The organism is Geoanaerobacter pelophilus, assembly GCF_018476885.1.
Lineage (GTDB): Bacteria > Desulfobacterota > Desulfuromonadia > Geobacterales > DSM-12255 > Geoanaerobacter > Geoanaerobacter pelophilus.
In genome coordinates this window covers 283,718-308,374 of the sequence record NZ_JAHCVJ010000006.1, presented here as the reverse complement: position 1 = coordinate 308,374, position 24,657 = coordinate 283,718, and the positions used below count along the sequence as shown (strand labels likewise).

General features: G+C 57.8%; 6 protein-coding genes. 1 reads left to right on the top strand and 5 read right to left on the bottom strand.

Annotation, left to right across the window (positions count from 1 at the left end):
• Window positions 1-3: 3 nt before the first annotated feature.
• Together KI809_RS15365 and KI809_RS15360 are read right to left on the bottom strand one after the other, a co-directional pair.
• The gene (locus KI809_RS15365; protein WP_214172465.1) at window positions 4-1,509 is read right to left on the bottom strand and encodes a PAS domain-containing sensor histidine kinase; all 1,506 of its coding nucleotides are present in this window, start codon (window positions 1,507-1,509) and stop codon (window positions 4-6) included.
• A 50-nt stretch (window positions 1,510-1,559) separates the two neighbouring features.
• Window positions 1,560-3,839: an ATP-binding response regulator gene (locus KI809_RS15360; RefSeq protein ID WP_214172464.1), complete on the bottom strand. Its 2,280-nt coding sequence runs from the start codon at window positions 3,837-3,839 to the stop codon at window positions 1,560-1,562.
• 428 nt (window positions 3,840-4,267) lie between these two features.
• Between KI809_RS15360 and KI809_RS15355 the strand changes: the two genes are divergently transcribed.
• On the top strand, window positions 4,268-15,769 hold the full coding sequence (locus KI809_RS15355) for a putative Ig domain-containing protein (RefSeq protein ID WP_214172463.1): 11,502 nt from the start codon (window positions 4,268-4,270) through the stop codon (window positions 15,767-15,769).
• Window positions 15,770-15,846: 77 nt separating this feature from the next.
• Here KI809_RS15355 and recD read toward each other — a convergent pair whose 3' ends face one another.
• Genes recD through recC form a run of 3 tightly spaced genes read right to left on the bottom strand, consistent with a single transcriptional unit; the run spans window position 15,847 to window position 24,523 of the window.
• Window positions 15,847-17,688, bottom strand: coding sequence for an exodeoxyribonuclease V subunit alpha (recD, locus tag KI809_RS15350; protein ID WP_214172462.1), 1,842 nt, complete (start codon window positions 17,686-17,688; stop codon window positions 15,847-15,849).
• Window positions 17,685-21,248 (bottom strand): exodeoxyribonuclease V subunit beta, encoded by a 3,564-nt coding sequence (gene recB, locus KI809_RS15345; protein ID WP_214172461.1) that lies wholly within the window; start codon window positions 21,246-21,248, stop codon window positions 17,685-17,687. Before recB ends, recD begins: the two co-directional genes overlap by 4 nt.
• On the bottom strand, window positions 21,245-24,523 hold the full coding sequence (gene recC / locus KI809_RS15340) for an exodeoxyribonuclease V subunit gamma (protein ID WP_214172460.1): 3,279 nt from the start codon (window positions 24,521-24,523) through the stop codon (window positions 21,245-21,247). Before recC ends, recB begins: the two co-directional genes overlap by 4 nt.
• Between the last annotated feature and the right edge of the window lie 134 nt (window positions 24,524-24,657).

Here is a 24,657-nt window from a genome sequence, read left to right as displayed (position 1 = left end):
AGCTTATCTGCTTCCCTCCAGCGGCACGGTCAATGTCACCGAGGTGCCGCTGCCGGCCGCCGATTCGATCACCACCCGGCCGCCGATCTGTTCAATCCGCTGCTGGACGTTGTACAGACCGTAACCGCCATTTTTGATATGCTTTAAATGAGCATCGGGATGGCTAAAACCGATGCCGTGGTCAATAACGTTGACTTCAAGGGTGTGATTATTCGCTTTCAGGGAGAGTTGCGCTTTATCTATCCCCGCATGCTTGGCAACATTCAGCAACAGCTCCCGAACGGCATGGTACAGCGAATAACGGACCTCGGCAGGCAAAGGTTTGGGGTGACCGTCATCGGCAAAATCAATCTGCAGGGCGTAATCACTTTTGATTGACGAGCAGAGCCACTCCAAAGCGGTCTCAATGCCGGAGGTGTCCAGAATTGGCGGCCGCATCCGGAAGGTAAGCGACCGGATATCCTGTATTGAGTTGGCAAGAAGGGATGCTGCCTCCTCTGCTTGCATAAAGAGTGCATCAGAGTTGATGTTTGCAAGCAGCGCATCGAGTTTCATTTTTGCCAGAAGGAGAGACTGCCCCACCTGGTCGTGCAGTTCCCCGGCAATACGTTCCCGCTCCTTTTCTTCAGCCCAGACCAGTTCGAAAGACACCTTTTTCATCTGTTCATTGGCATCTAAAAGTGCCGCGGTCCTCTCGGCCACTCGTGCCTCCAGTTCGTCGTGGGCCTGTTTCAGAGCTTGTAACGCCCTGTTCCGCTCGGTAACATCCCTGGCAGCGGCGAAAACACCCTGCACTGCACCGAATTCATCCTTGTAAACACTGGCATTGTACAGAACCTCCGTAATCAAACCGGAGACATGCCTGAGGGCTAGCGGGTAGTCATGCACAAAACCGTCGGAGAATACCTTGAGGTATCCTTCTCGGGCTTTATCGGGATCTGTGAAGTAGGAAGAGAAGTCGGTGCCGATCAGCTGGTCTCTGGCTATGCCGGTCACCCTCACCGAAGCCTCGTTCACATCGGTGATTTTGCCGTCGGCACTGATGGTGACCAGCGGGTCCAGGCTGGCCTCTATAAGGGTGCGGGTATAGACGGATGCCGACCGGAGAGCATTCTCCGACTGTTTCCGTTCCGAGATATCGCGCAGAAACGTGAAAATTCCGGCTTCGCTCGGCAGGTAATTGGCACTGATATCGAGATCAATAGTCCGCCCGTCCTTGCAGCGGTGCTTGCTTTCAAAGCGGTGGTTGCCTTTGGCAACGATGTCCTGAATGCGCTGCACTACGTCGCAGGGATTTTCCAGTGCCTCGACATCGGATATGGCCATGCCCAGCAATTCATCGCGGCGGTAGCCGATCATATTGCAATACGCATCGTTCACATCGATGAAACGCCCCTGGAGATCGACAATCCAGAAGCCTTCCAGAGTTGTTTGCAGGATATGGTAGAGCAGCCGGTCATTCTTCTGCAGCTGCTCTTCAGGCGCTGTGCGGCTACTGGTGGTGCTCAACTGGACTCTCCCTGGATGCCCATAGGTTCGGAGTCTCCCGTACATTCCGGCTATTTTTCAGCCAACGCCTTCATGATAACCTCCTTCAGCGTTGACAGCTTGTACGGCTTTTGAATGAAACCGGCCAACCCCTTGCCGGCAAACTTCTGGTTGATTTCGTGTTCGTTGTAGCCGCTGCTCATGATGACTTTGACTTCGGGGTCAAGCTTGCGCAACTCGCGGAACGTCTGTTCGCCATCCATGTGCGGCATGGTCAGATCGAGAATGATACACCTGACCCCCTTGGCCTCTTTGTATTTTTCCAGCGCCTCACAGCCATCAGCCGCGGTAACAGCCTCAAACCCGAGCATTTTCAGCATTTCACTGCCAATGGCGCAGACCGTATCTTCATCGTCCACCAGCAGCACCGTACCTTCCCCACGCCACTCGGGATCAACTGCATCAACATTGAAGATCTTTGCCGGACGCTCACCGGCAGGCAACAGCACCTTGAATGTCGTCCCTTTGCCCGGTTCGCTGTAAACCTTGATCGCCCCGCGGTGCCCTCTGATAATGCCGAGTACCGCCGCCATCCCCAAGCCGCGACCGGTGAACTTGGTGGTGAAGAACGGGTCGAATATCTTTGCCACCGTTTCCTTATCCATGCCGCAGCCGGAATCGGCAATCTCCAGGTAGACATACAGTCCTTCGGGGATATTCTCCTCCATCCATACCCCTTTCAGATAGGTCCGGTCACACTCGATGCAGCCGGTACTGATGGCGATGACGCCGCTCTTATTGCCAATGGCGTCAGAGGCATTGATGACGACATTCATGATAACCTGGCGCAGCTGGGTGGCATCCCCCTCGACGCTCGGCAGGTTGTCGCTGAAGTGAAACCGCAGCAGTGCCTTTTTCGAGATCGATACCTGCAGCAGGTGCACCATGTCCTCGATCAGCCGGTTGAGATCAAGCGGTTCGACAACGAACTTCCCCTTGCCTGAATAGGCCAGCAGCTGCTTGGCAAGATCGGTGGCCCGCATGGCCCCTTCTTCGATCTTCTTTAAATTCTCGATGATGACCGACTCCGGAGAGGTGCGCATCATGGCAATATCAGCATTGCCCACGATCGAGGTCAGGATATTATTGAAATCATGGGCTATCCCTCCGGCCATTACCCCAAGGCTCTCCAGCTTCTGGGTGTGCATCATCTGCAATTCCAGTTGACGACGTTCCTCTGCCTGGCGTTTCTGCTCCGAAATATCCCGGTTGGAGACCCTCCTCCCCTTGTTGTTGTTACCCAGGTCAACCGGCCGGCATAGATGTTGAACCCAGCGGATACTGCCGTCACGCTTGATGATGCGGAATTGAAGCTCTTCCGATCCATGAATCTCTGAGAGTGCCGTCATGTGGTGTTTTTCATAGTAATCCCGGTCATCAGGATGGACCAGCCTGGTCACCAGCTCCCTGTCCCGAATGAACTCATCGGGGGTGTAGCCGGTAATCTGCTCGCAGGAAGGAGATACATACATCATGGTCCCGGAAGGGTCCGTCCAGTACTCCCAATCCTGGGTCCAATCGCACATGGTGCGGAATTTTTCTTCACTGTGCACCAGCTGCTTCTCGTAAACAGCCCGCCTGCGGGTAGCAAAGACAATCCCGCCGCAGCCGAGCACCCACAAAAACAGGTAACCGGATGAAATGTACGCCCGGACCCTTTTTTCTCCCTCAAGATACTCTTTGAGCGGAATGGCGATGCTGATGCCCCCCCTGATATCGTCCAGCTTGTAGCCATGCTGGGCATGGCATTTCAGGCAGGGCTGTTCGGTGACGAATCTTGAGATGAGCCGCAGATAAGGCTTGCCGTCAATCTCCTTAACTTGTGATTTTTCTTTTATCACCTTGCCTTCAAATGCCGTAAGCGCCTCGCGCTCCCAACTGTCCGGCGTATTTTCCGGGTTGGTCGGCTTCAGACTGGTAAGCTTGCTGACCACCGGGTCGGCCGATGATTTTCTGATATCGCTAAAAACCATCCTGGTCATGTATGCCGGGTTTACCAGGGTGAGCTGCTTGCCGTCAGTGGTTGTCACGTCACGGTTGGGGATGGTGAGGTAAGGGTTTGGTTCAATCTTGTCGGCAGCAGCGTAGACCCCACCTAGCCTGGCACCCCAGGCGCGATAATAGTAGTTCAACCGAAAATAATCGCGCGCCTCATTTTCTGCTTCAAGAATGACGCTCCGATGATGGGCCACAAGGGTCACGCCGGTTATTGCCACAATGACTGCGGTCCAGATCAGGCACAACATAAGGCAAAAACCGCCGGTTTTGCCCAGTTTTTCAGTGCATTGCATAGATAACCTCTATTCGACTGCCGATTCCCGGACAGCTAATTACATATCTCTAATTATCTTTACAAATGTAACACTCTAATCCGGCATGTCCATAGAGACTTTTCTTGCGCTGAGAGTAGAGAAATTGATATCCGTCCTTGACATTTTAGAAATAATTTATTAATTGGATATCACACATTAGTGTTTACAATTAATATTCTTAATCTTACAAACACACCCCACACAAAATCCATTCGCACAAAACACTGCAAATTTAAATTGTTACCTATTTAATTTCCGATCCAGGGGGGAACATGAATCAGCCAAATCTTCTAAAATACGCTGCATTGGGCACACGTAACGTCAGATGGTGGTCTGGATTCGTTTGTTTCCTGTTACTGTTCGCTATCAACACTTTTGCAGAGGCGCGGCAATTAACATGGAGCACAATGGCGCCGTTGTCAAATGCCGGAGCACGGGCCGGTATAGGTAATACCGGTGAGAAGATCTATATCCTTGGAGGAAAGACGGCATCCGGGGTTTCAGCGGCAGTCAGCGTGTATGACCCCGCCGCCGATACCTGGCAGAGCGTGCCCCCCCTCGCCACGCAGCGAGCTTCAGCCGGTACGGCAATTCAGGGAGGCACAATATACCTGGCCGGTGGCGAAGGCTCTGCAGATGCGGCAAACTCGGTAATTTCCTATGACACCGCCACTGGAACGACTGAATCGCTCGGTAGCTTGATAAAGGCCCGCTCAAACCCGTCCGCAGCTCTGTTCAACAATAACCTCTACATAATCGGTGGTGTTACCTCAGGCTTCGACTCCATCGAGGAGTTCAATCTCTCCAGTCGTACCAGCGCCTCCAAGACCACCTTGCCGGGCAAGCGCCGTGGTGCTGGTGCCGTGGCTGTGGGAAGCATGATCTACATCATCGGCGGCCTGGATGAAAACGGGCTAGCTGCCAATTCCTGCTGGGAATATGACCCTGCCAACAACAGCCTTATGGAAAAAGCAGCCATGCCGGTTGCAGCTGCCGGGAAAGGAGCCGTTTACCATAACGGCCGGATCTACATAGTTGGCGGGGAAACAAGCGCCGGTACGACTACAGCCTGGAGCAAGCTGGTTCAGGAATATGATCCTGCGACCGATTCCTGGCGCATCATCGGCGAGATGCTTACCTCGCGATACGGTGCGGCCGTAACTATCCTGAATAACGTGCTCTATGCCATCGGCGGCGATGACGGTGCACAAACCGCCAATTACCTGGCGGTAAACGAGATAGCCTTCCCTGCTTTGTCGGGCAATCTGTGGAGCAGCAGCGGCATTATGACTGCCGGCATCAGTGACGTTATTGCCTGCTCTGGTGGAACCGAACAGCTGGGATTGAAAGCCGACGGGACGGTCTGGAGCTGGGGGGATGGCAATACATGGGGAGAACTGGGACGCAGTGGCGATCCTCACGTGCCAGGGCCGGTATCAGGGCCGACCGGGGCCAAGGCCATTGCCTCGGCTGGCGCCCAATCCGCAGCACTGGCAGGTGACGGCTCAGTCTGGGTCTGGGGATATTACGGAGGTTATTCCCCGACCCGGATCGACCATTCCCAGTTTCAGGATATGACCGCCATCAGGACCGCGACCTTTGCCGATATCCTGGCGCTCAAGAGTGACGGCACAGTCTGGAGATCGAATCTCGGGGCCATATCTCAACTGCAAAACCTGAGCAACATCCGGGCGATTGAACAGGGGATGTATCATGGGCTGGCAGTAAAGAATGACGGAACCGTCTGGAGCTGGCCAGACAATACAGAGGGAGGAATCCCCCATACTTGCAACCCGGCTCTGCCTGCTCAAGTGACCGGCATCAGCCAGGCAATCCAGGTAGCAATAGACAACTATGCTTCTTTCGCACTGAAAGCGGACGGAACGGTCTGGGCATGGAACCCGACCAATCCTGTACCGGTGCAGGTGCCCGGGCTAAGCGGCGTGGTGGAGATTTCCGGCAACGGCATGGCCCTTAAACGTGACGGCACTGCCTGGGATATCGATTACAACGCCACAGGTTTAAAGGTCAGCCAGGTTACCGTTGTCAGCGGCGTCGTTGAAATGGGGGTCAGGAACGGCCAGTTCATTATCCCGGCCGGGACAACTCCGCGCATCATCAACGCAGTCATGCCATCAGGTGACAAACTCGGGTACAGTCGTTTCCTGGCAGCCAGCGGCGGAACAGCTCCATATACATGGGGTGTCGATGCCGGCTCATTGCCTGCCGGATTGGCCCTGGCTAGCGACACCGGGGAGGTCCATGGTCAGCCAACTACTGCCGGGACTTCATTTTTCACAATCAGGGTCGCAGACGCAATAGGCAAGACAACGGTCAAGCAGTTCAGTATCACCATCTATGACATACTCACGATCTCAACGGCTTCGCTGCCTGACGGCGTGATCGGGAGGTCTTACAGTAACCCTCAGTTAACAGCCACCGGCGGGCTTCCCCCCTACACATGGAGCTACACCGGCAATCTGCCGCCAGGGCTGGTTCTGAACTCAAATTCTGGCGTGATATCCGGCACACCTGCCACTGCCGGCTCCTACTCGGTTCAGTATACCGTTACTGATGCCAGGGGGACCAGTAATTGGAACTCGCTGACTATCACGATTCATCCAGCCATGGCACTGCCGGCTACGCCAGCGCCAACGGGCCATGTTGCAAAGCATTACAGCTTTTCGGTGCCGATAACAGGTGGGCTTACCCCACTTGCCTGGTCAGTTATCTCCGGCAAACTGCCCCGAGGGCTCTCCCTGAACAGCTCAACCGGCGAAATATCCGGCTATCCGGTGGCTGCCGGTCAATCCGAGTTTACGCTGCAGGTTGAAGATGCCACAGGTTCACTCCAGTCAAGAGACGTAACCCTGACCGTTACCACACTCCCCGGAAAGCTCTGGAGCTGGGGAGGCGGTTACCGGGACATACTCGGCAGGAGCGGCGATCTTACAGTGCCTGGAGAAATCAGCAATCTGGAAGGGGTTACAGAGGTTGCCATCGGTGGCTACAACTCTGCAGCCCTGCTGATGGACGGCACGGTCTGGACCTGGGGCGACAACATGTGGGGCAACATGGGGCGCAATAGCTTTACTGTCAGCTACAGCGTGCCGGGGAAAGTCGAAGGGATCACCGGTACTGCTATAGCGGTCGGCACCTACCAGACCGTTATTCTGCAGCCCGGCAAGACCCTCTGGTATTTCGGCGGCTGGGCCAGTTGGGAAGGACAGCAGGTTATCGGGGCGGATAATGTTACAGCAGTGGTGGCTGGCGGCGATGCTATCCTTTTCATGAAGGGGGACGGCAGGGTCTGGCAAATGAGGGGTTACAGCCAACCGGTCCAGGTAACCAACGCTCCTACGAACGGAATTGCCATCGCCAGGGACAAAACCTTTGACCAATTCCTGGTGTTGACTGATGAGGGCAAGGTCTGGAGAACCATTAACACCACAGCAACAGAAATTGCCGGACTGACTGATGTGATTACTGTGGCGGATGGGCTGGCATTGAAGAATGACCGCACCGTCTGGGATATCAGCGGTACCACGCCGGTACCGGTAACCATCCCGGCCGAACCTGTTGTCGTTGCTCTGGCCAAAGGGTTTGCAGTAACCGCTGACGGTAACGTCTGGGATATAAGTGGCACTACTCCGATCCCGGTCAGTGGCATCGGCCAGGTAACAACGGTTGGCAGGGATTATTATTACGCAAACATGGCAATTGTCCCCCATACTGCCACGACCCTGGTTACCGATGCCTTTCCATTTGGGACAACCGGTGTAAGCTACAGCAAACCGGTTGCCGTATGCGGCGGGACCAAACCCTACAGTTGTGAATTGACTGCCGGAGCACTGCCACCTGGTCTGTCCCTTGGTGCAAGCACCTGCTCGGTAACCGGGACACCATCCACACCAGGCCCCTATGGATTTACGCTCCGGGCTGTCGACAATATGTCGATTGCTGATTCAAAGGAATTCACCCTCAATATTTACGACCCGCTGACCATCACAACGGAATCACTGCCCAATGGCGGCGTTGGTACCGCTTACAGTGCCACGCTGACCAGCTCCGGCGGAACAGCCTATTCCTCGCTGGACTACTGGTCCGGCATGCCTCCTGGACTGACCTACAATTCAAACACCAGGGTCATATCCGGCACCCCGACAGCATCCGGCACCTATTATGTTACCTTCAGACTCACCGATCAAAACGGGACAATGGTATCTAAAACCTTCCCCATCTTCGTACTCGGCATTGCGACACAAACCCTGACAAACGGACAGGTGAGTGTGCCGTACAGCCAGAACCTGAGCGTAAACAGCGGCGGCACCCTACCCTTCACCTGGACTGTAACGGCTGGCAGTCTGCCGCCCGGTCTCCTGCTGGACCGGCTGACCGGTATGTTAGTGGGAATGCCTACCACGGCTGGCACCTACTGTTTTACGGTGCAAGCGGCAGAAAACGGGACAGCCGTGACCAGCAAGGCATTTTCGATTGCCATCGCGACCGCTGCACCGGCCACCGGCTACCGCTGGACCGGCATCGGCCCTGATGGCGGAAGCATCACTGAACCAGTCTTTGATCCGGCCACCCCAGGAAGACTCCATGTCGCCACCTACGGCGGCGGCGTTTTCAGCAGCAGTGACAGCGCTGCCAGCTGGTCGCCGGGCAATCATAACCTGGCCAACCTGTTCGTCCGGTCACTCACCATTGATCCCTCATCTCCGGCCACCCTCTATGCCGGCACCAACGCCGGGGTCTTCAAGAGCCTGGATGGCGGGCAGGTCTGGGGCCAGGTCAGCAACGGGTTAAACAGTTACGATCAGGTTCAGCTGGTTGTGATTGATCCGGTTACCCCTTCAACGCTGTACGCCGCAACGTCCGGCTATCTCTACAAAACCATCGATGGCGGTGGAACCTGGTCGTCGTTACCGCAATACTATACTTCACACCTGGTAATCGATCCGGTCACCCCCACAAAGTTATATGCCGGCACCAACGGCAACGGGATTTACCGAAGCAGCAACGGCGGCACCACCTGGAATCAGATAAACAGCGGGCTGCCTTTTGGCTATGACTTCTACGAGATCTACATAAGCTCCCTGGCCATTGACCCGGTAACTCCCACAACGATCTACACCGTCACCAGCGGCACCGTTTACAAGACCGTCAACGGAGGCGACAGCTGGAGTGCTGCCAACACCGGCCTGGGGACAGCAAATGTCTATCGGGTAGCTGTCGATCCGCAAACCCCGGCTACGCTCTATGCAACCACCACTGCAGGTCTCTATCGCAGCACCAACAGCGGCGACAACTGGAGCCTGGTAAATGCCGGAATGACCGGCAGCCTGATTAAGGTTGATCCCCATGCGGCGGCAACTCTCTATTCTGTCACCACCGGCGGACTCCGCAAGACAATTGACAGCGGTGTCACCTGGCAGCCGGCAAACAACGGCCTGACAGCTTCTTCTGTTTCCTCTTTGGCTATCAATAGCATAAACGGCACGGTACTGGCGGCAGTCGGCGCTGAGCTTCTGCAAAATAGCGGCAGCAGCTGGAGCCAGGCCGCTACCGGTACTCTTACAGGCAATATCTACGACCTGGCTCTGAATCCAGCCTCAGCGACAGTCTATGCCACCAATAGCGGCGTAAACAAGAGCACAGGGGGTTCTGCCTGGACAGCTATCAACACAGGCCTTGGCGGGACATACGGGATCAACGCCAACAAGCTGGCCATCAATCCGCAAAACCCCGACATCATCTATGTCGGTACCAATTCCGGAGTTTACCGGACCAGCGACGGTGGCAACAACTGGCAGCCCGATACTGCCAACTTTCCTACCGGCTACGAATACATTTCCATACCAGCCCTGGCCTTGGCGGCGGCAAACCCGTCAACAGTCTATGCCGCCTGGCAAGGCTCCTATGACTTCGGCGATAGCGATGCCGGTGTCTACAAGCGTGGGATATTCGGCACCTGGAGCCGCCTTGTTCCGTCCCTCACAAATTTTTATGTCACAAGCCTGGCAACCGATCCTGACGGAACCACTGTCTATGCAGGCAGAAGCGGATACGGGGTTTACAGGCTCGATGGTGGCACCTGGGCACTTAGCAACAGCGGACTCACCAACCTGAACATCAGCGCCCTCGCAGTTGATCCCCATGTGCCAACTACGGTCTATGCCGCAACCAGCGGCGGCGGGGTCTTCAAATCAACCAACAGCGGCACAAGCTGGGCCCCTTTCAACGAAGGGCTTGGGAGCCTTACCATTCAGTCTCTGGCCATTGATCCGGTCAGTTCCATGCTTTACGCAGGGACCAACGGCCGCGGGGTATTCCAGATCGCGACCACCTTGGTCATTGCCAATCCGTCCCTTCAGCCTGCTGTGCGTAATGCACCTTACAGCCAGCAGATCAAGGCCGCAGGCGGCAGGCCCCCTTATGCCCTGTCTCTCAGCGGAAGCCTCCCGGCTGGAATAAGCTTCAATACCACCACCGGAATACTTTCAGGCACTCCGACCGCCACCGGCGACAGCACCTTCACAATACAGGTTACGGATGCGGATAACCTTACCGCCAGCAAAAGCTACACCCTTACGGTGCTTGCAATCGCCACAGCAGACCTTGTAGTTACCGCCATCAGTGGCCCGGTCAGTGCAGATCCCGGGGCTGAAATTTCCGTTCAGGATTCTGTCACCGGCGGCTCAATAGGGTATGCAACTCCAGCATTCAGTGTTTCCCTTTATCTGGACATGCACGACTCTTGCGATTCGCCATACAGGGTTCTGGGGAGCAGGTCAATAAGTGGCCTATCACCTGAAAACAGTTCATCCGCAGCAACAACGGTCCGGGTGCCTGCCAACATAGTTCCGGGCACCTACTATTTATGCTCCGGAATAGGCCTCGGCCAGCAGATATTTGACCCCAATGAAGCCAATAATCGCAAAACAGGCAACCAGATCACAATCAACGCTCTTGTCACTCCGGCCTCTGTCTGGACCTGGGGGAATTACCCGGGGCGTTCGGGAGATGCCACTTTACCGGGCCTGGTAACAGAGCTTAACAGCATCATCTCCGCCGATGCCGGTGATTACCACAACGTCGCACTCAAGTCTGACGGAACGGTCTGGACCTGGGGGAGCAACATGTTTAGCGCCCTCGGCCACTATGGATTTGACGGGCTTCCGGCCCAGGTGGATGGGCTTACAGGAGTCAAGGCGGTTGCCGCCAACGTTGCTCAGACCCTCCTATTGAAGACCGACGGTACCTTGTGGGGAATCGGCCCTTACAGCTCATCGCCAACGCCATTGTCATCTCCGAATGGAGTGAAATCTATTGTCGCCAACGGCGTTTACAGCCTGGCGCTCAAAACAGACGGGACTGTCTGGCGGGGAACATACAGTGATTCCTATTTCCCGCAGGTAAATGGACTGACTGATGTGGTTGCAATAACGGTCAACACTTCCAGCGAGAGATTTCTGGCCATCAAGGAGGACGGAACCTTATGGGTGGTTGATGCAACAACTGCAACGAAGATCAATGGTTTGGAAGGAGTCGTACTTGCAGGGGGAGGATATGCCGTGAAAGCCGACGGTACCCTCTGGACCACGGGCGCTACGCCGGAGCAGGTAAGCGGCATCAGCAGCGGCATAGTTGCCCTGACCAAAGGAATGGCACTCAAGGATGACGGAACTCTCTGGCTGCTCAACGGCACTACCGCCAACCAGTCGCCTGAGATCAGCGGGATATCGGCGATTTCCGTAAATGATACGGCAATCGCGCTGATTCCTGCTGCCGTGCAGCCGCAAATACTCAATACCGCTCTGCCCAATAGTCTTACCGGTTCAACCTACACCAAGACCCTGCAGGCATCGGGCGGAACAGTACCCTATTCATGGTCACTTCCTGCCGACCCTCTCCCGGGCGGTCTGACCCTCAACGCCGCTACCGGCGAGATTTCAGGGGCACCAACAGTGCCGGGAATTTTCACCTTTGAAATCAAGGTGACTGACTCGGCCAATGCGACCTCAACCAAAAGCTTTACCATCGCCGTATTTGATATCGCTCCGGCAACATTTGCCAATGGCACCACCGGCGTACCATACAGCCAGACTCTGACCGCAACAGGTGGAACAGCTCCTTACACCTGGTCCTTAGTTTCCGGGACACTCCCGGCCGGTCTCACCCTTGACCCGTCTTCCGGACTGGTTTCCGGCACTCCAACAGGTGTTACCGGTGCATATTTGTCATTCCGGGTTGTAGACGCCAACGGCTTTACCCTTTACAAAACCTATAGCTTTGCCATCAACGGCATTCAGCCGTCAGCCCTGGCTTCCGGGATTACAGGCGTCAACTACAACCAGGCTCCCTGGGCATCAGGAATGAGCGGGACATTGACCTGGAGTATCAATTCAGGAACTCTCCCCCCGGGGTTGGCCATCAACAGCCCCGATGGACAAATCTACGGAACACCCACCACTGAAGGGAGCTATAACTTTACCATCCAGGCAACCGATTCCCTTGGAGTGACTGCCCTCAAGCATTATTCTGTAACGATTTTCTCCATCTCGCCCTACCCTCTCCCTCTACCTCCGGCCATTGCCGGGACCCCCTACAGCCAAACCTTGTCGGCATCCGGTGGAACAGCACCTTACACCTGGTCAGTTACGCCAACTTACTCGGCTACACCCGGCCTTACCCTGAGCTCTACCGGCACTGTTTCCGTGGCATCGCCAGCTACAGGAGGCTACAATCTGCCTCTGACCCTGACTGACGCTGCCTCCAAGAGCGTATCAATCATGACCAACGTCAGCGTAATCGAGATACCGGCCAAGGTTATCGGCGGCGCAGTGGGCACTGCCTATTATCAGTATCTTGCTGGAAATGGAACCAACGGCATTACCTGGTCAATCACGTCTGGGAGCCTGCCGCCAGGCGTTGTACTGGAACCGGCTACAGGATCAGTCTCAGGAACCCCGACCAGTCCAGGAATTTACACCATTACAGTTCAACTGACGCACAACGCAACTGCAACCATAATCGGGACCAAAACCAGTGCCATCCCGATTTTCGAGCTCACCCCGCAAACCATGCCAGGAGGTGCAAAGGGCGTTGTTTACAACAATAGCCTTGCCGCTTCGGGAGGAACAGCACCATACACCTGGTCGGTTACTTCCGGTACCATCCCTTACGGGCTCTCGCTGAACGCATCAACCGGCACAATTTCGGGGACCCCGTCAAATGGGGCTAATTTCGCACCAACAGTGAAAGTGGTCGATGCCGCCGGTTATGCCGTTACAAAATACTTCCCCATATCTATAATAGAGTTAACCACCGTAACTAGTGACTTCCCCATAGCCGGCAAAAATGCCGCATACAGTAAAACGGCAACCGTAAATGGCGGTTTTGCACCATATTCATGGGGGATAACGTCCGGCGCGCTCCCGGCAGGCGTGGCTCTCAACCCGACGACCGGCGAAATATCCGGCACGCCAACGGCTGCAGGAACATTCAACTTCTCCCTTAAAGTTACCGATGCCACCGCGAATTCAAACAGTAAAGTGCTGACGATTTCTGTACTCGGCTTTACCAATCCGTCCCTTGCCAAGGGAGTTGCGGGAACTCCGTACAGCGCTTCACTTACCGGTGCGGGCGGCTACCCTTCTTACCGCTGTACAATCACAGCAGGAACCCTGCCTGCCGGGCTTTCCCTCAACGAAACATCCTGCCTGATATCCGGGACACCGACCATTCCAGGGACAGAGGCAGTTACGTTCAGGATTACCGACTCGGCAAGCAACACCGCATCCGGCACCTATGCGATCTCGATCCTGGGATTCACAGCGGCACTACTCCCGGATGCTGAAATAGGTTATGTCTATGATCAGACGTTAACCGTATCCGGCGGTCCGGCACCCTATACCTGGATAAAGGATGCCGGAACACTCCCTCAAGGATTGACCCTCAACATGTCAACCGGGCAAATCTCAGGAATCCCGGCAGGCTTGGGGACATCCTCGTTCACCGTCAGGGTCATAGACGCCAACTCGACCCAGGCCTCCAGGGCTTTCACCATTACAACCAAAGGGATCTCGCCTCTCGGGCTGGCAGGGGGCGCAGTAGGTTCACCTTACAATCAGACAGTTACAGCTGGGGGAATAGCATTACCATACACATGGCAGATAACCTCCGGTGCTCTTCCGGACGGCCTGTATCTGGACAGTGCAACAGGAGTAATTTCCGGCACCCCCTCGACTCCGGGCACGTTCTCATTCACCCTCAAAGCAAGCGATTCGGCTTCCCTTTTCGTCTCCAGGGCCATGTCGATCATTATCAATCCAACTCTGACAGTGACCACCACATCGCTCCCTCCGTTCATCGGCCGAGGCGGCTACTTCCAGTTGGCCGCCACCGGTGGACAGACACCATATTCATGGTCACTGATTTCCGGCACCCTACCCAGCGGCCTTATGATGAACGGTGCCACCGGGGTAGTCACCGGAAGTTCCGACACAGCCGGATCATTTGAACTGACCTTCAAAGTGACGGACGTAAATGGCGCCACTGCCACCAAGGCCTTTACCCTGACCCTGTACAACCCGCTCTATATCGGCGGGACGTTCTCGACCGTTGGGTCGATCGGCAATGCGTACTCAATGGCTCTCTCACCCTGGGGGGGGAATCCGCCGTACAACTGCACCGTCACCTCCGGCAACCTGCCGGCAGGAGTGACTCTCGACAGCGCCAATTGCACGGTTTCCGGCACCCCGACCCAGGCCGGGAGCAGCAGCTTTTCGGTAAAGGTGACCGATGCGAATGCGGCCACCAACTCCAAAAACTACACCATCGCCATAACAGAGCTGCCGCTCGCCATAACCTCCACATCGATGCCAGCGGCAGCTTCCGGCCGGCCCTACAGCTTCACCCCTGTTGCTGTGGGCGGCAAAACCCCCTATACCTGGGCGCTCAACTATGGGTCGCTGCCTGCCGGGCTGACCCTGGACAGCTCCACCGGGACCGTCTCCGGAACCCCGACGGTGACGGGGAGTCACTTGATCTACTTCCGGGTAACCGATGCCTACTCGTCAGTAGTGGTCAAGGTACTGACCCTGACCATCAGCGCACCGCCGACCATAACGACTACTACCGTGCCGAGCGGCTCTACAGGTAGTTCCTACAGCAGCACCATTGCCGCGACCAGCGGCAGCACTCCGTACTCCTGGTCGATTGCATCCGGAAGCCTGCCGCCGGGATTGTCTCTCAACGCGGCAACCGGAGCCATCACCGGGATACCCTCTGCTCTCGGCACCTTCTGTTTCACGGTGCGGGTGACCGATGCCAACGGCATCAGCAGCGATGCCCCGTTCTGCATCACCATCGATCCGCAACTGACCCTGACTGTTCCGGCCCAAACCGTCTGCACGATCGGATCACCGTGCAGCATTTCCCTGCCGTTCACCGGAGGAACTGCGCCGTACAGCTGTTCGGTAATAGCAGGTACGCTTCCGGCCGGGTTAACCCTCGCAACCACCACGAATAGCTGCCTCATCTCTGGAACACCGACCGTAAACGGCATTTTCGGTGTAAATGTACGGGTGATGGACAGTAATTCGCGGACCACCCAAAAAGGGATTACCATTACCGTAAACGAGGCGATCCTTACGATTCCGGGAGTCACCGGCAGCTATGCCACGCTCCAGTCCGCCTTCGGCGCGGTTCCCGACGGCGGCAGCATCAATCTGAGGGATCTGCTGTTCTCCGAAGCCCTTATCTTTGACCGTCCGGTTGCCATAACGCTACGCGGCGGCTATGACGCTGCCTACAGCACCAACCAAGGGGTGACAACCATCTCCGGGGAGCTGGTCATCGCCCAGGGGACGGTCACGGTCGAAAACATTACGATCAAGTAGGGTGATCTGTTGTTCGAGCTGAAACGGAAAAGGCCCGCATAATCGCGGGCCTTTTCCAATATTATCAGCAAGTCACCTTACCCCCAGAGCCGCTCCCTGAGGCCGGAACTCCGCTGTACCCGGCGGCTCACTGCCTCGATAAACGACTGGTCCCTCCCCCAAAGCTCCACCCGTTTCCGCCCTCTGGTGATGGCGGTGTAAATCAGCTCGCGGGTCAGGACATCTCCGGGGAGCGGCGGGAGCAGGACCAGCAGGGCATCGAACTCCGATCCCTGGCTCTTGTGCACAGTCATGGCAAACACGGTATCGCACCCCTTCAGCACCAGCGGCGAAAAACGCCGGCAGTTCCCCTCCAGCGCCGGGAACCACACCTGCACCCCCTCCCCTGCTTCAGCGTTCAGGGTAATGCCGATATCGCCATTGGCAAGCCCCAGCTGGTAGTCATTACGCGAGATCAGCACTGGCCGGTAACGATACCAATCCTGGCCGTCGGCACCACGCAGCTTCAGACCGAGCGCCCGCTCGGCAATGGTGTTGATCTGCTGCACGCCGTAAATACCCTGGCGCACCGGAGAGAGAATCCGGAACCTTCCGAACCGGTCCAGACAGGAGGCAGCATCTTCAGCCAGGAGAAAATCGCCATAGCCCTGCGCCGCCACTGTGCTGAGCTGCGACGGCAGCTCATCGGGAGACGGCAGTTCCCGCCAGGTGATATCGGCAAAATCACCCGACTTCATCAGCTCCAGCGCCTCAGCTCCCCGTCCCTCGTTCACCAGCCTGCTGACAGCGGCAATGCCGCTGGACTCGGTGAAGCGGTGGCTCTTTTTCAGAGTCACAATCGAATCGCACAGCTTCGGCACCGGGCCGGCCGGATAATCAGGGAGTGTTATCCCGGAGACCGCTGCATAGGCATCATGCAGGGCCGGAGAAAAGCGGTTCTGCCGGTACGGGTGGCAGATATCACCCAGCACCGCGCCCGGCTCCACCGAAGCCAGCTGGTCGCGGTCACCCAGCAGCACCAGGCGGCTAGCCGGCTTGATTGCGGCAACCAGCTTGGCCATCAACGGCAGATCCACCATCGACGACTCATCGACCACCACCACGTCGAACAGGAGCGGATTCTCGGCAGTATGGCGGAACGAGACCGACCCCGGCAGATACCCCAGCAACCGGTGAAGGGTGTAAGCTTCCCGTGGAATTGCCAGCCGGATTGCCTCTGGCAGCGACAGACTCTCCATGGCCCTGGCGACCGCCTCCATCAGGCGGGCCGCTGCTTTGCCGGTCGGAGCGGCCATGGCTATGCGCAGCTCCTTTCCCTGGTGCAGCGCCAGCAGGAGAGCCAGCATTTTGACCACAGTGGTGGTCTTGCCGGTCCCCGGCCCTCCGGCAATCACCGTCAGCGAACGCTTGACAGCGGTAAATGCTGCCAAACGCTGCCAGTCAGGCTCTGTTGCATCCGGACTGCTGGGGAACAACGCTGCCAGCTCGTTACGGAGCCGCTTATCGTCAATACCATCGCGGCTTTCAGTTGCCATGGCCAACAGCCGGTCAGCAAGCGCCTGCTCGTATCCCCAGTAGCGATGGAGATAGAGCCGGTTGCCGGCATCGAGCACCAGCGGGGCAAAGCCCCCAGGCGCAGTCACTACATCGTATTGTGCCAGCTCCCGGCCCCATTGTGCCGCATCCAGCAGGCAACTCGCCTGATCTTCGCCAAACCCTGCCGCTGTTGCGGCAGCAGTGGCGACCTCGCCGGCAAGCGAGCCAAGTTCTGCGCAGATACTGCCGTTACCGGCAGCGCTGGAGGCAAAGGCCGCTCCCAGCCACAGTCCGGGGTGCCGGCGCCCCGCCAGGCGGCAGATAAAATCGGCAAACACCCTGTCGAGAGCGGCCAGTTCAATGAGGGACCGGTCAGTTGTCATAATTTGTCTGTCTCATAAAGGGATATAAGGTCGGAAAGCTCCAGAAGCAGCTCCCTACAGGGCCTCGCGCTAAAAACCCCGGTGTCGACCGCATCCCTGGCTATGCCGCGAAGAAACAGGTAGAACACCCCACCGAACTGTCGATCATAGTCGTAACCGGGTATTTTCACCGAGAGAAACCGGTGCAACGCCACGCTGTAGAGATGATACTGCAGGGTATAGAATTCCCGCTCCATCACCCCGGACAGTTGCCCGGCAGCATAGTCGGAGCGACGATTTCCCAGGTGATTGGATTTCCAGTCAAGCAGGTAGTAACGGCCATCGACCCTAAACACCAGGTCGATAAAACCGCGCAGCATCCCTTTGACCTCTGAAAAACCAAGCTCTGCCAGTTTTTCCGGAAATGCCCCGCCAATGCCGTGCCGCCGGAAGACAGCAGCCAGCGTTGCCGGAGCTAGGGAATCGAGCGGCAGCATGAACTCCAGCTCCGGTCGCCAGCTTCCGGGGAGTAGCCGCCCAAGCGTGACCGTCTCTGAGCCCAGTGTCAGCGGCGCTGCCAGCGTATCGGTTACCATGGCGGCAACAGTTGCGGTCCATTCCGGAGCAAAGCCGTGGGCTAAAAGTTGCTCTTCCGCCAGAGCCAGCAGTCCATCTTGTGATAGAGCGGCAAAATCAACCCGCTCCAGAATGGCATGCAGACAGGTGCCGGCCTGGGCGCCCCGCGGAAAGGCAAAAATACCGGCCGGTGCGGCTTCGGCAGTTGACGCTGACTCATCGCTGCGGGCGTGATCGGCGTCCCGGTCAGGGAGTTCGCTGCCATGGGCTTTTGATGAGGTGAGCCCGGTGAAGCTCGTTACCCGCCAGCCATTGTCAATGTCGCCGTGGAAAGGGCGAGCCGCCAGCGTCGCGGCCGGTTCCGGGACCGGGCAGACCGGGGCAACCGCGGTGCCACCGGTCTCAACCCTGATTGAACCGTTGGAAAGCTCTGCCAGGCGATGCAGCGCAGCGATTTCCAGCTCTTCATCCAGCCCGGCCATGAACTTGGTGGTAACAGCCACCGGGTCGGCAGCTTCGTCAAGCGCCGGCCGGTGGAGCAGATAGGCCAAGGCCGACGAACCGGAGTGCTTGAATCTTCCCCAGGTAAGGTAGCAGCGGAACTTCGCCCTGGTCAGGGCAACATAAAGCAGGCGCAGGTCCTCGGCAAACTGTTCTTCCTTGGCCTGCCGCAGGTTTTCCTCCAGCTGGTCCGAACCGATATCGAGAAACAGCCGGTCGCCGCGATGGAAAACCGGGGTGCTCTCCCGGCGGACCCCTTCCCAGGCATAGGGACAGAAGATCACCGGGTATTCGAGCCCCTTGCTCCGGTGAATGGTTACCAGCTGGACGCAGCTCTCGTCCGTCTCCAGCCGCAGCTGGTATTCGTCGCTATCCGGCGCCTCGGTTATATGCTCTGCCAGCCAGGCGATCAGACCTTCCGCCCCAAGCTCCAGTTCGAGCTCTGCCCGGTGCAGCACCTCAATGGCATGGAGCAGATTGGTCAGACGGCGTTCGCCGTCACGGTATGCCAGCAGCCGCGGCCTGACCCCTTCAAGGGACAGCAGCTCCATGGCCATCACCATGAAACCGTGCTTGAGCCATTTATCGTGATAGGCCCTGAATCGTTCGAGCAGATCGATCCATTGCGAGGAATCGCCGGACATCGCTACCAGCGCCCCGGGCGACCAGCCGAGGATGTCGGTGACCAGCCCTCCTTTGAGGCAGGCGATGTTGCCAGGATCGACAACGGCAACCAGCAACCGGTGCAGCTCCAGCACCTCGCGGCAACGAAACAGGCTTTCCGTGCCGTGCATGACGCTGGGAATACCCAACTCCCCGAGCGCAGCCTGGACAACTCGCCCCTGGTGATTCTTCCTGACCAGCACGGCAATATCACCGGCAACAAGAGGCTTGCCGGCGATGAGCGCTGCGCCGCGGCTACCGGCCCGGAGCAGCTCCGCCACCTCCTGGGCAACGTCGGTCGCAATAAGCTGCTCTGCCTTTCCTTTGGCAAGAGGCTTCTCACCATGATTGCCATAATAGCGCACTACAAACGGCGGCTCGCCGGGGAACAACCCTTCGCCAGCGCCATACCTGCCGGCAGTCACCCCGCGGTATGCGATTTCCGGGAGCAGAAACGGCAAATCCCCGCTGAACAGCAGGTTAAAGGCGTTGAGCAGTTCCGGGGTAGAGCGCCAGTTTCTGAGGAGAGTGAACGAATTGCTTGCCTCCTGCCCCTTTACCGCAGCCAGATAGGCGTGCAGGTCGGCGCCCCGGAAGCTGTAGATCGCCTGTTTCGGGTCGCCGATAAAGACCAGTGGTGAACCGCTCCCCGCGAAAATCCCGGAAAAGATCGCGTACTGTACCGGGTCGGTGTCCTGGAACTCATCGATCAGCCCCCCCCTGAAGCGGGTCCTGATCCGCTCCTTGAGCAGTTGCCCGGAGCTGCCGGTAAGCGCTTCATGAAGCGCTGCCAGCAGGTCGTCATAGGAACGGAGATTGCGCTGCGCCTTCTTCCGGCGAAGTTCTGCCCCAGCCACCCTGGCGAGATCGGCCCGGATGGCGAGCAGATTGTTCCGGTAGGCATCCTCAAGCTCCATGGCCAGCTCCAGGAAACGCTCGCAGACACCGAACAACGGATCTTGCGGAGTGGCCATCCCTTTGCGGGTTGCGGCAAGCAACGAGGCATCAGTGAACTTTGCCAGTTTTTCCGGAAAATTCAGCGGGTCACTGCCGGCCAGGAAGCTATCGATCTCATCGGCCCACCCCTGAATACTGGTTTTCTTGTAGGAGGTCTGATTCAGTACCCCGGAACCGTCGGTCAACAGCTGCACCACCCGTTCCCTGGCGCCGCCCCACGCCACTTGCAGAGCAGCAAAGGCAGTCAGGCATTGCACTTTGAGTAGGGCCGGATCCACAACCACCACGTCCGGAAGGATCTCCAGGTCGAAACGGGCAACCGTCTGCTTGAGCAGCGTGAAGAAACTATCTACAGAGCAGCCGTTTCTCTGGCTATAGCAGATGAACAGCTCGTCGGCCTCATAGAACCTGCGGCGCCAGGCGTCCTCGGCGATCTCCCGAAGCAGGTGCGATTGATCGGCCAGCAGCTCGGTGTCGAACAGGGCGGAGCATTCAAAGGCATGCTCCTGCAGTACCCTGCTGCAGAAGCCGTGGATGGTGTGGATGGCGGCGCCGTCAAAGGAGGCCAGCGCCAGAGCCAACAACTGCAGCGCCTGCAGCCGGTCATGGTTTCTCCGGACCAGCTCAGCCAGGAACTCATCGGCCGGCGGCTCCCCGGAAAAGGCCTCCACTGCCCGGCAGAGCCGCTCCCTGATCCGGTCGCGCAGCTCTTCGGTAGCGGCCTCGGTAAAGGTCACCACCAGGATACCATCAACCGGGACCTCGTTTTCCACCACCAGACGCAGGAACAGCGCGGCAATAGAGTAGGTCTTGCCGGTGCCGGCCGCTGCCTCGATCACCGTGGTCCCCCCGCTGAGGGGTATGAACAGATCCAGCTCTCTCAACGGTTTTCCTTTGCCAGGGAAGCGAATAACGGCTGGTAAACCGCCTGGGCAATCTCGCGGAACCCGGGCGAGGCAAACAGATCTTCCGGCGGCAGCGCGCCAAAGAACAGGTCAAAGGCTCGCTCCCGTTCGCGCTCCCCCTTGTGTCTGATTTTGCCGCTCTGGTAGCCGTTCCATATCGACAACAGTTTCTCGCTTTTTCCCGGGTTGGTGGCAACTTCGTACGAGGTCTCGGGGAAGAACGGCAGCGGCTCGCAGAGCCCTTTCAGGTAAAGCTCGACCAGCGTTGCCAGATGCTCCCCTGCATTGGCGCAGGGAGGAAACTCCCGGTGACCGTCACTGGCCACCAGCAGGCTCCGGCGCGGATACCCTTCCGGGGCGCAAAGGTTGAGGAACAGATGGTGAACCCAACAGCTAAGCTGGTCCTTGGCCTTCAGCCTGGCGCAGCGGTAGCGCAACAGCCCGTCCCGGTTGATGCCGGTCAGCCTGCCGGTCAGGCGGCACCCGGAAATGACGCACTCTATTTCAATGGGCTCCAGAGCCGGCAGGGCAGCAAACGGGGCAACAACCGCGGCGAAATGACCGGCCCTCTCCCTGAGCGCCGCCAATGCGGCCCGCCCCGGCCCGGCAGGTGGGAGCACCCCTCTGGCCAGGAAACTGGCTATTTTATCGACAGGATCTCTTCCGGCCAGATATTCGGTCACCAGCTCTGCAGAAAGCTTGTAGCTGTCCAGTCCGTTGGCAGCAAACGGCTCCCGGTCCTCCACCGGCGGCTCTACCCCTTCGATGCGGATTCCGGCCCTCTTGAGAAAAGCACCAGCCGGGTTACCCAGGAATGCCAGTAACTGGTCGATGGTCAATTGCCGCTGGTCACCATCCGGCAGCTTAAGCGGCAGACCGGCAAGGATGGCGGTCTCCCCTCCCCCAGACAGCCGGGAACCGGCAGCAGCACAGTTTTCAGCCGAGTAGCTGAACAGCCGTTTCGCAGTTGGGGTGAAGTAATCCTTATGGAACGGCTGCAACCGATGTTTGACGACAATCCGTTCCCGGACCGCATCCCGTTGCCTGTTCTCAGGTACCCCGGCAACCATGAAGGCCCGCTCGGCGTAATCCAGCAGCTCGCTGACCACAACGGACGGGGGCATGGCTGCGTTGTCCTTGCCGCTCTGGCCGATAAAGCTGATATACAGGGCATCCCTGGCGGAGAGGAGCGACTCGAGGAACAGGTAGCGGTCCTCGTTGCGGATCGAGCGATCGCAACGTTTCGGCGCTGCGGCCATCAGGTCGAATCCGGAGGGACGGTGCTGGCGGGGGAAGAGCCCGTCGTTCATCCCGAGCAGAGCAACCACCCGGAACGGAATGCTCCTCATCGGCAGCATGGCGCAGAAGGTAACCCTGCCGGTGAGAAAACCCTCGGCAACACCGGCTGTGGAGAGCCGCTCCATCAGCCAGGTGCGGACAACCGCCAGGGTGATAGTCCCGGTAAAACCGGCATCGCCGGACTTTTTGCGGAGCTCGTCGAATGATGAGACCAGGAACAGATGCTCGGCCTGCACCTCGTCATCTGGGAGAAAAAACGTTGCCAGCAGCTCTGAGAGATAACCGGCCCATTCAGTCGGCGTACAATCTGTTCGTTGGGAACGGTGCCGGGCGAATAACGCTTCGGCAAAGGTGATCACTCCGCCGAGATGGCGCGCTTCGCCCCCCTCGATGTCCGAAAATGGGAGGATTCCGCTAAAGAGCGACGTGCCGTCGCCGGGCATGGCATATCCGAGCAGCAACCGATCCAGCCCCTCGGTCCAGGAGTTCTCGGCAAACGGAGGCAGCCCTTCCTCCTGGCGGTCTGCGGCATCGATCCCCCAGCGGATGCCGCTCTCGGTTATCCAGCGCCGGGCAGCCGCCAAACCATCGTCGTCAAGTCCGAAACGAGCCGCAACAAAGCGGTTTTCCAGGAGGTCCATGATCCGGGAGGCCTCGAACCGGCTGTCAAGAATGTCGAACAGTTCGAGAAACGCCCGCACCAGGGAACCGCCACTGGCAAGGGTCCGGTCAGCAACGGCGTACGGGATTCTCCTGGCCGAATCCTTTACTCCACCGAAAACTGCGGCAATGAACGGCGCATAGTCGTCAATCTGCGGGGTCATGACGATAACGTCGCGGGGGACAAGCCCCGGCACGGTCTCGAAAAGATCGAGCAGCCGGTCGTGCAGCACCTCCACCTCCCGCAACGGCGAATGGCAAGAGTGCACCTGAAGCGAACGGTCTGCTGCAACGATCTCCAGAGATGGTTCCCTAGGTCCAGTGCCGTCCACCAACCCGAGGATATCGCTTTGCACCTTGTGCAGCATGCCGTCCCGGTCGGGCTGGGCAAAGCGCCCACCTCTCCCCTCATCAAGCCGGTATCCTTCGTAAAGCATCTCGAAGAAATCGCGCCCCTGCCCACCCAAAGAGGCCAGCAGCGGATTGCCGACCTCCAGCAGATCGAAGAGACCGGGCTGGTTCGGGTTCTTAAAGACCTTGCGTACCTTTTCCAATGGCGAAACAATCTGGAACCAATGCTTGCTGCTCGGATTAAGCAGGAACAGGTTGACCTCGCAGCGGCTGGCCAGCGCCGCCAGGATCTCCACATGGTACGGCGGCAGCGAGGGGATGCCGAATACCGAAATCCTGGCCGGCAGTTTACCCGGCAGGTGCGCATCGCTGCGCAGCAATTTGCGAAAATTCCCCAGCAGCGCGCCGCGATGCAGAGATTTCTTCCCCTTGGCCAACCTGCGCCACAGCTCGGCCTGCCAGGAGCAGCACTCGCAGGAAACACCCCACTCCCAAGCCCTGATCATCTCAGGCCGGAAAAGGGTGTACTGATCGAACAGGTCGGCTATAGCCCCGGCCAGCTGAAACAGCTTGACTCCCAGGGGGTCTTCGGTGAGATAGGAGCAGAGAGGCGCAAAATCCGGGGTTGCAAAGCAGCGCGGAATGATCTCCATCAGCTGCCAGGTCATAGCTTCGGTGGCATATGGGTTATCTTCGGGTATTGTCGGGAACGCCAGCCGGAACATCTCCCAGGCCAGGGTATTGGGAAAAGGGTAACGGCAGTTGGACCAGACGCCGAGCTTTCCTGCCAGCTGCATGGCAAGCCACCGCTCCATGCCCCGGCTCTGCACGGCAATCACCTCCTGCTCGAACGGGTCGGCAAGCGGCGCGGCAACCACGCCCGCCAGCTGTTCCGCAAGCAGTTCCAGCCTGTTGCTGGTATATAGTCGGATGGCCCCGGTCATAGATTGATAAGTTACACTGTTCCTGCGACAAAATATGTCATTCGTGAAGAAAAGACCTGGAGAAAAGTACGGGAGATGAAAAAGGGATGCAACAAAAAAAGCCGCACGGACTTCGCGCGGCTTGATCAATAAAA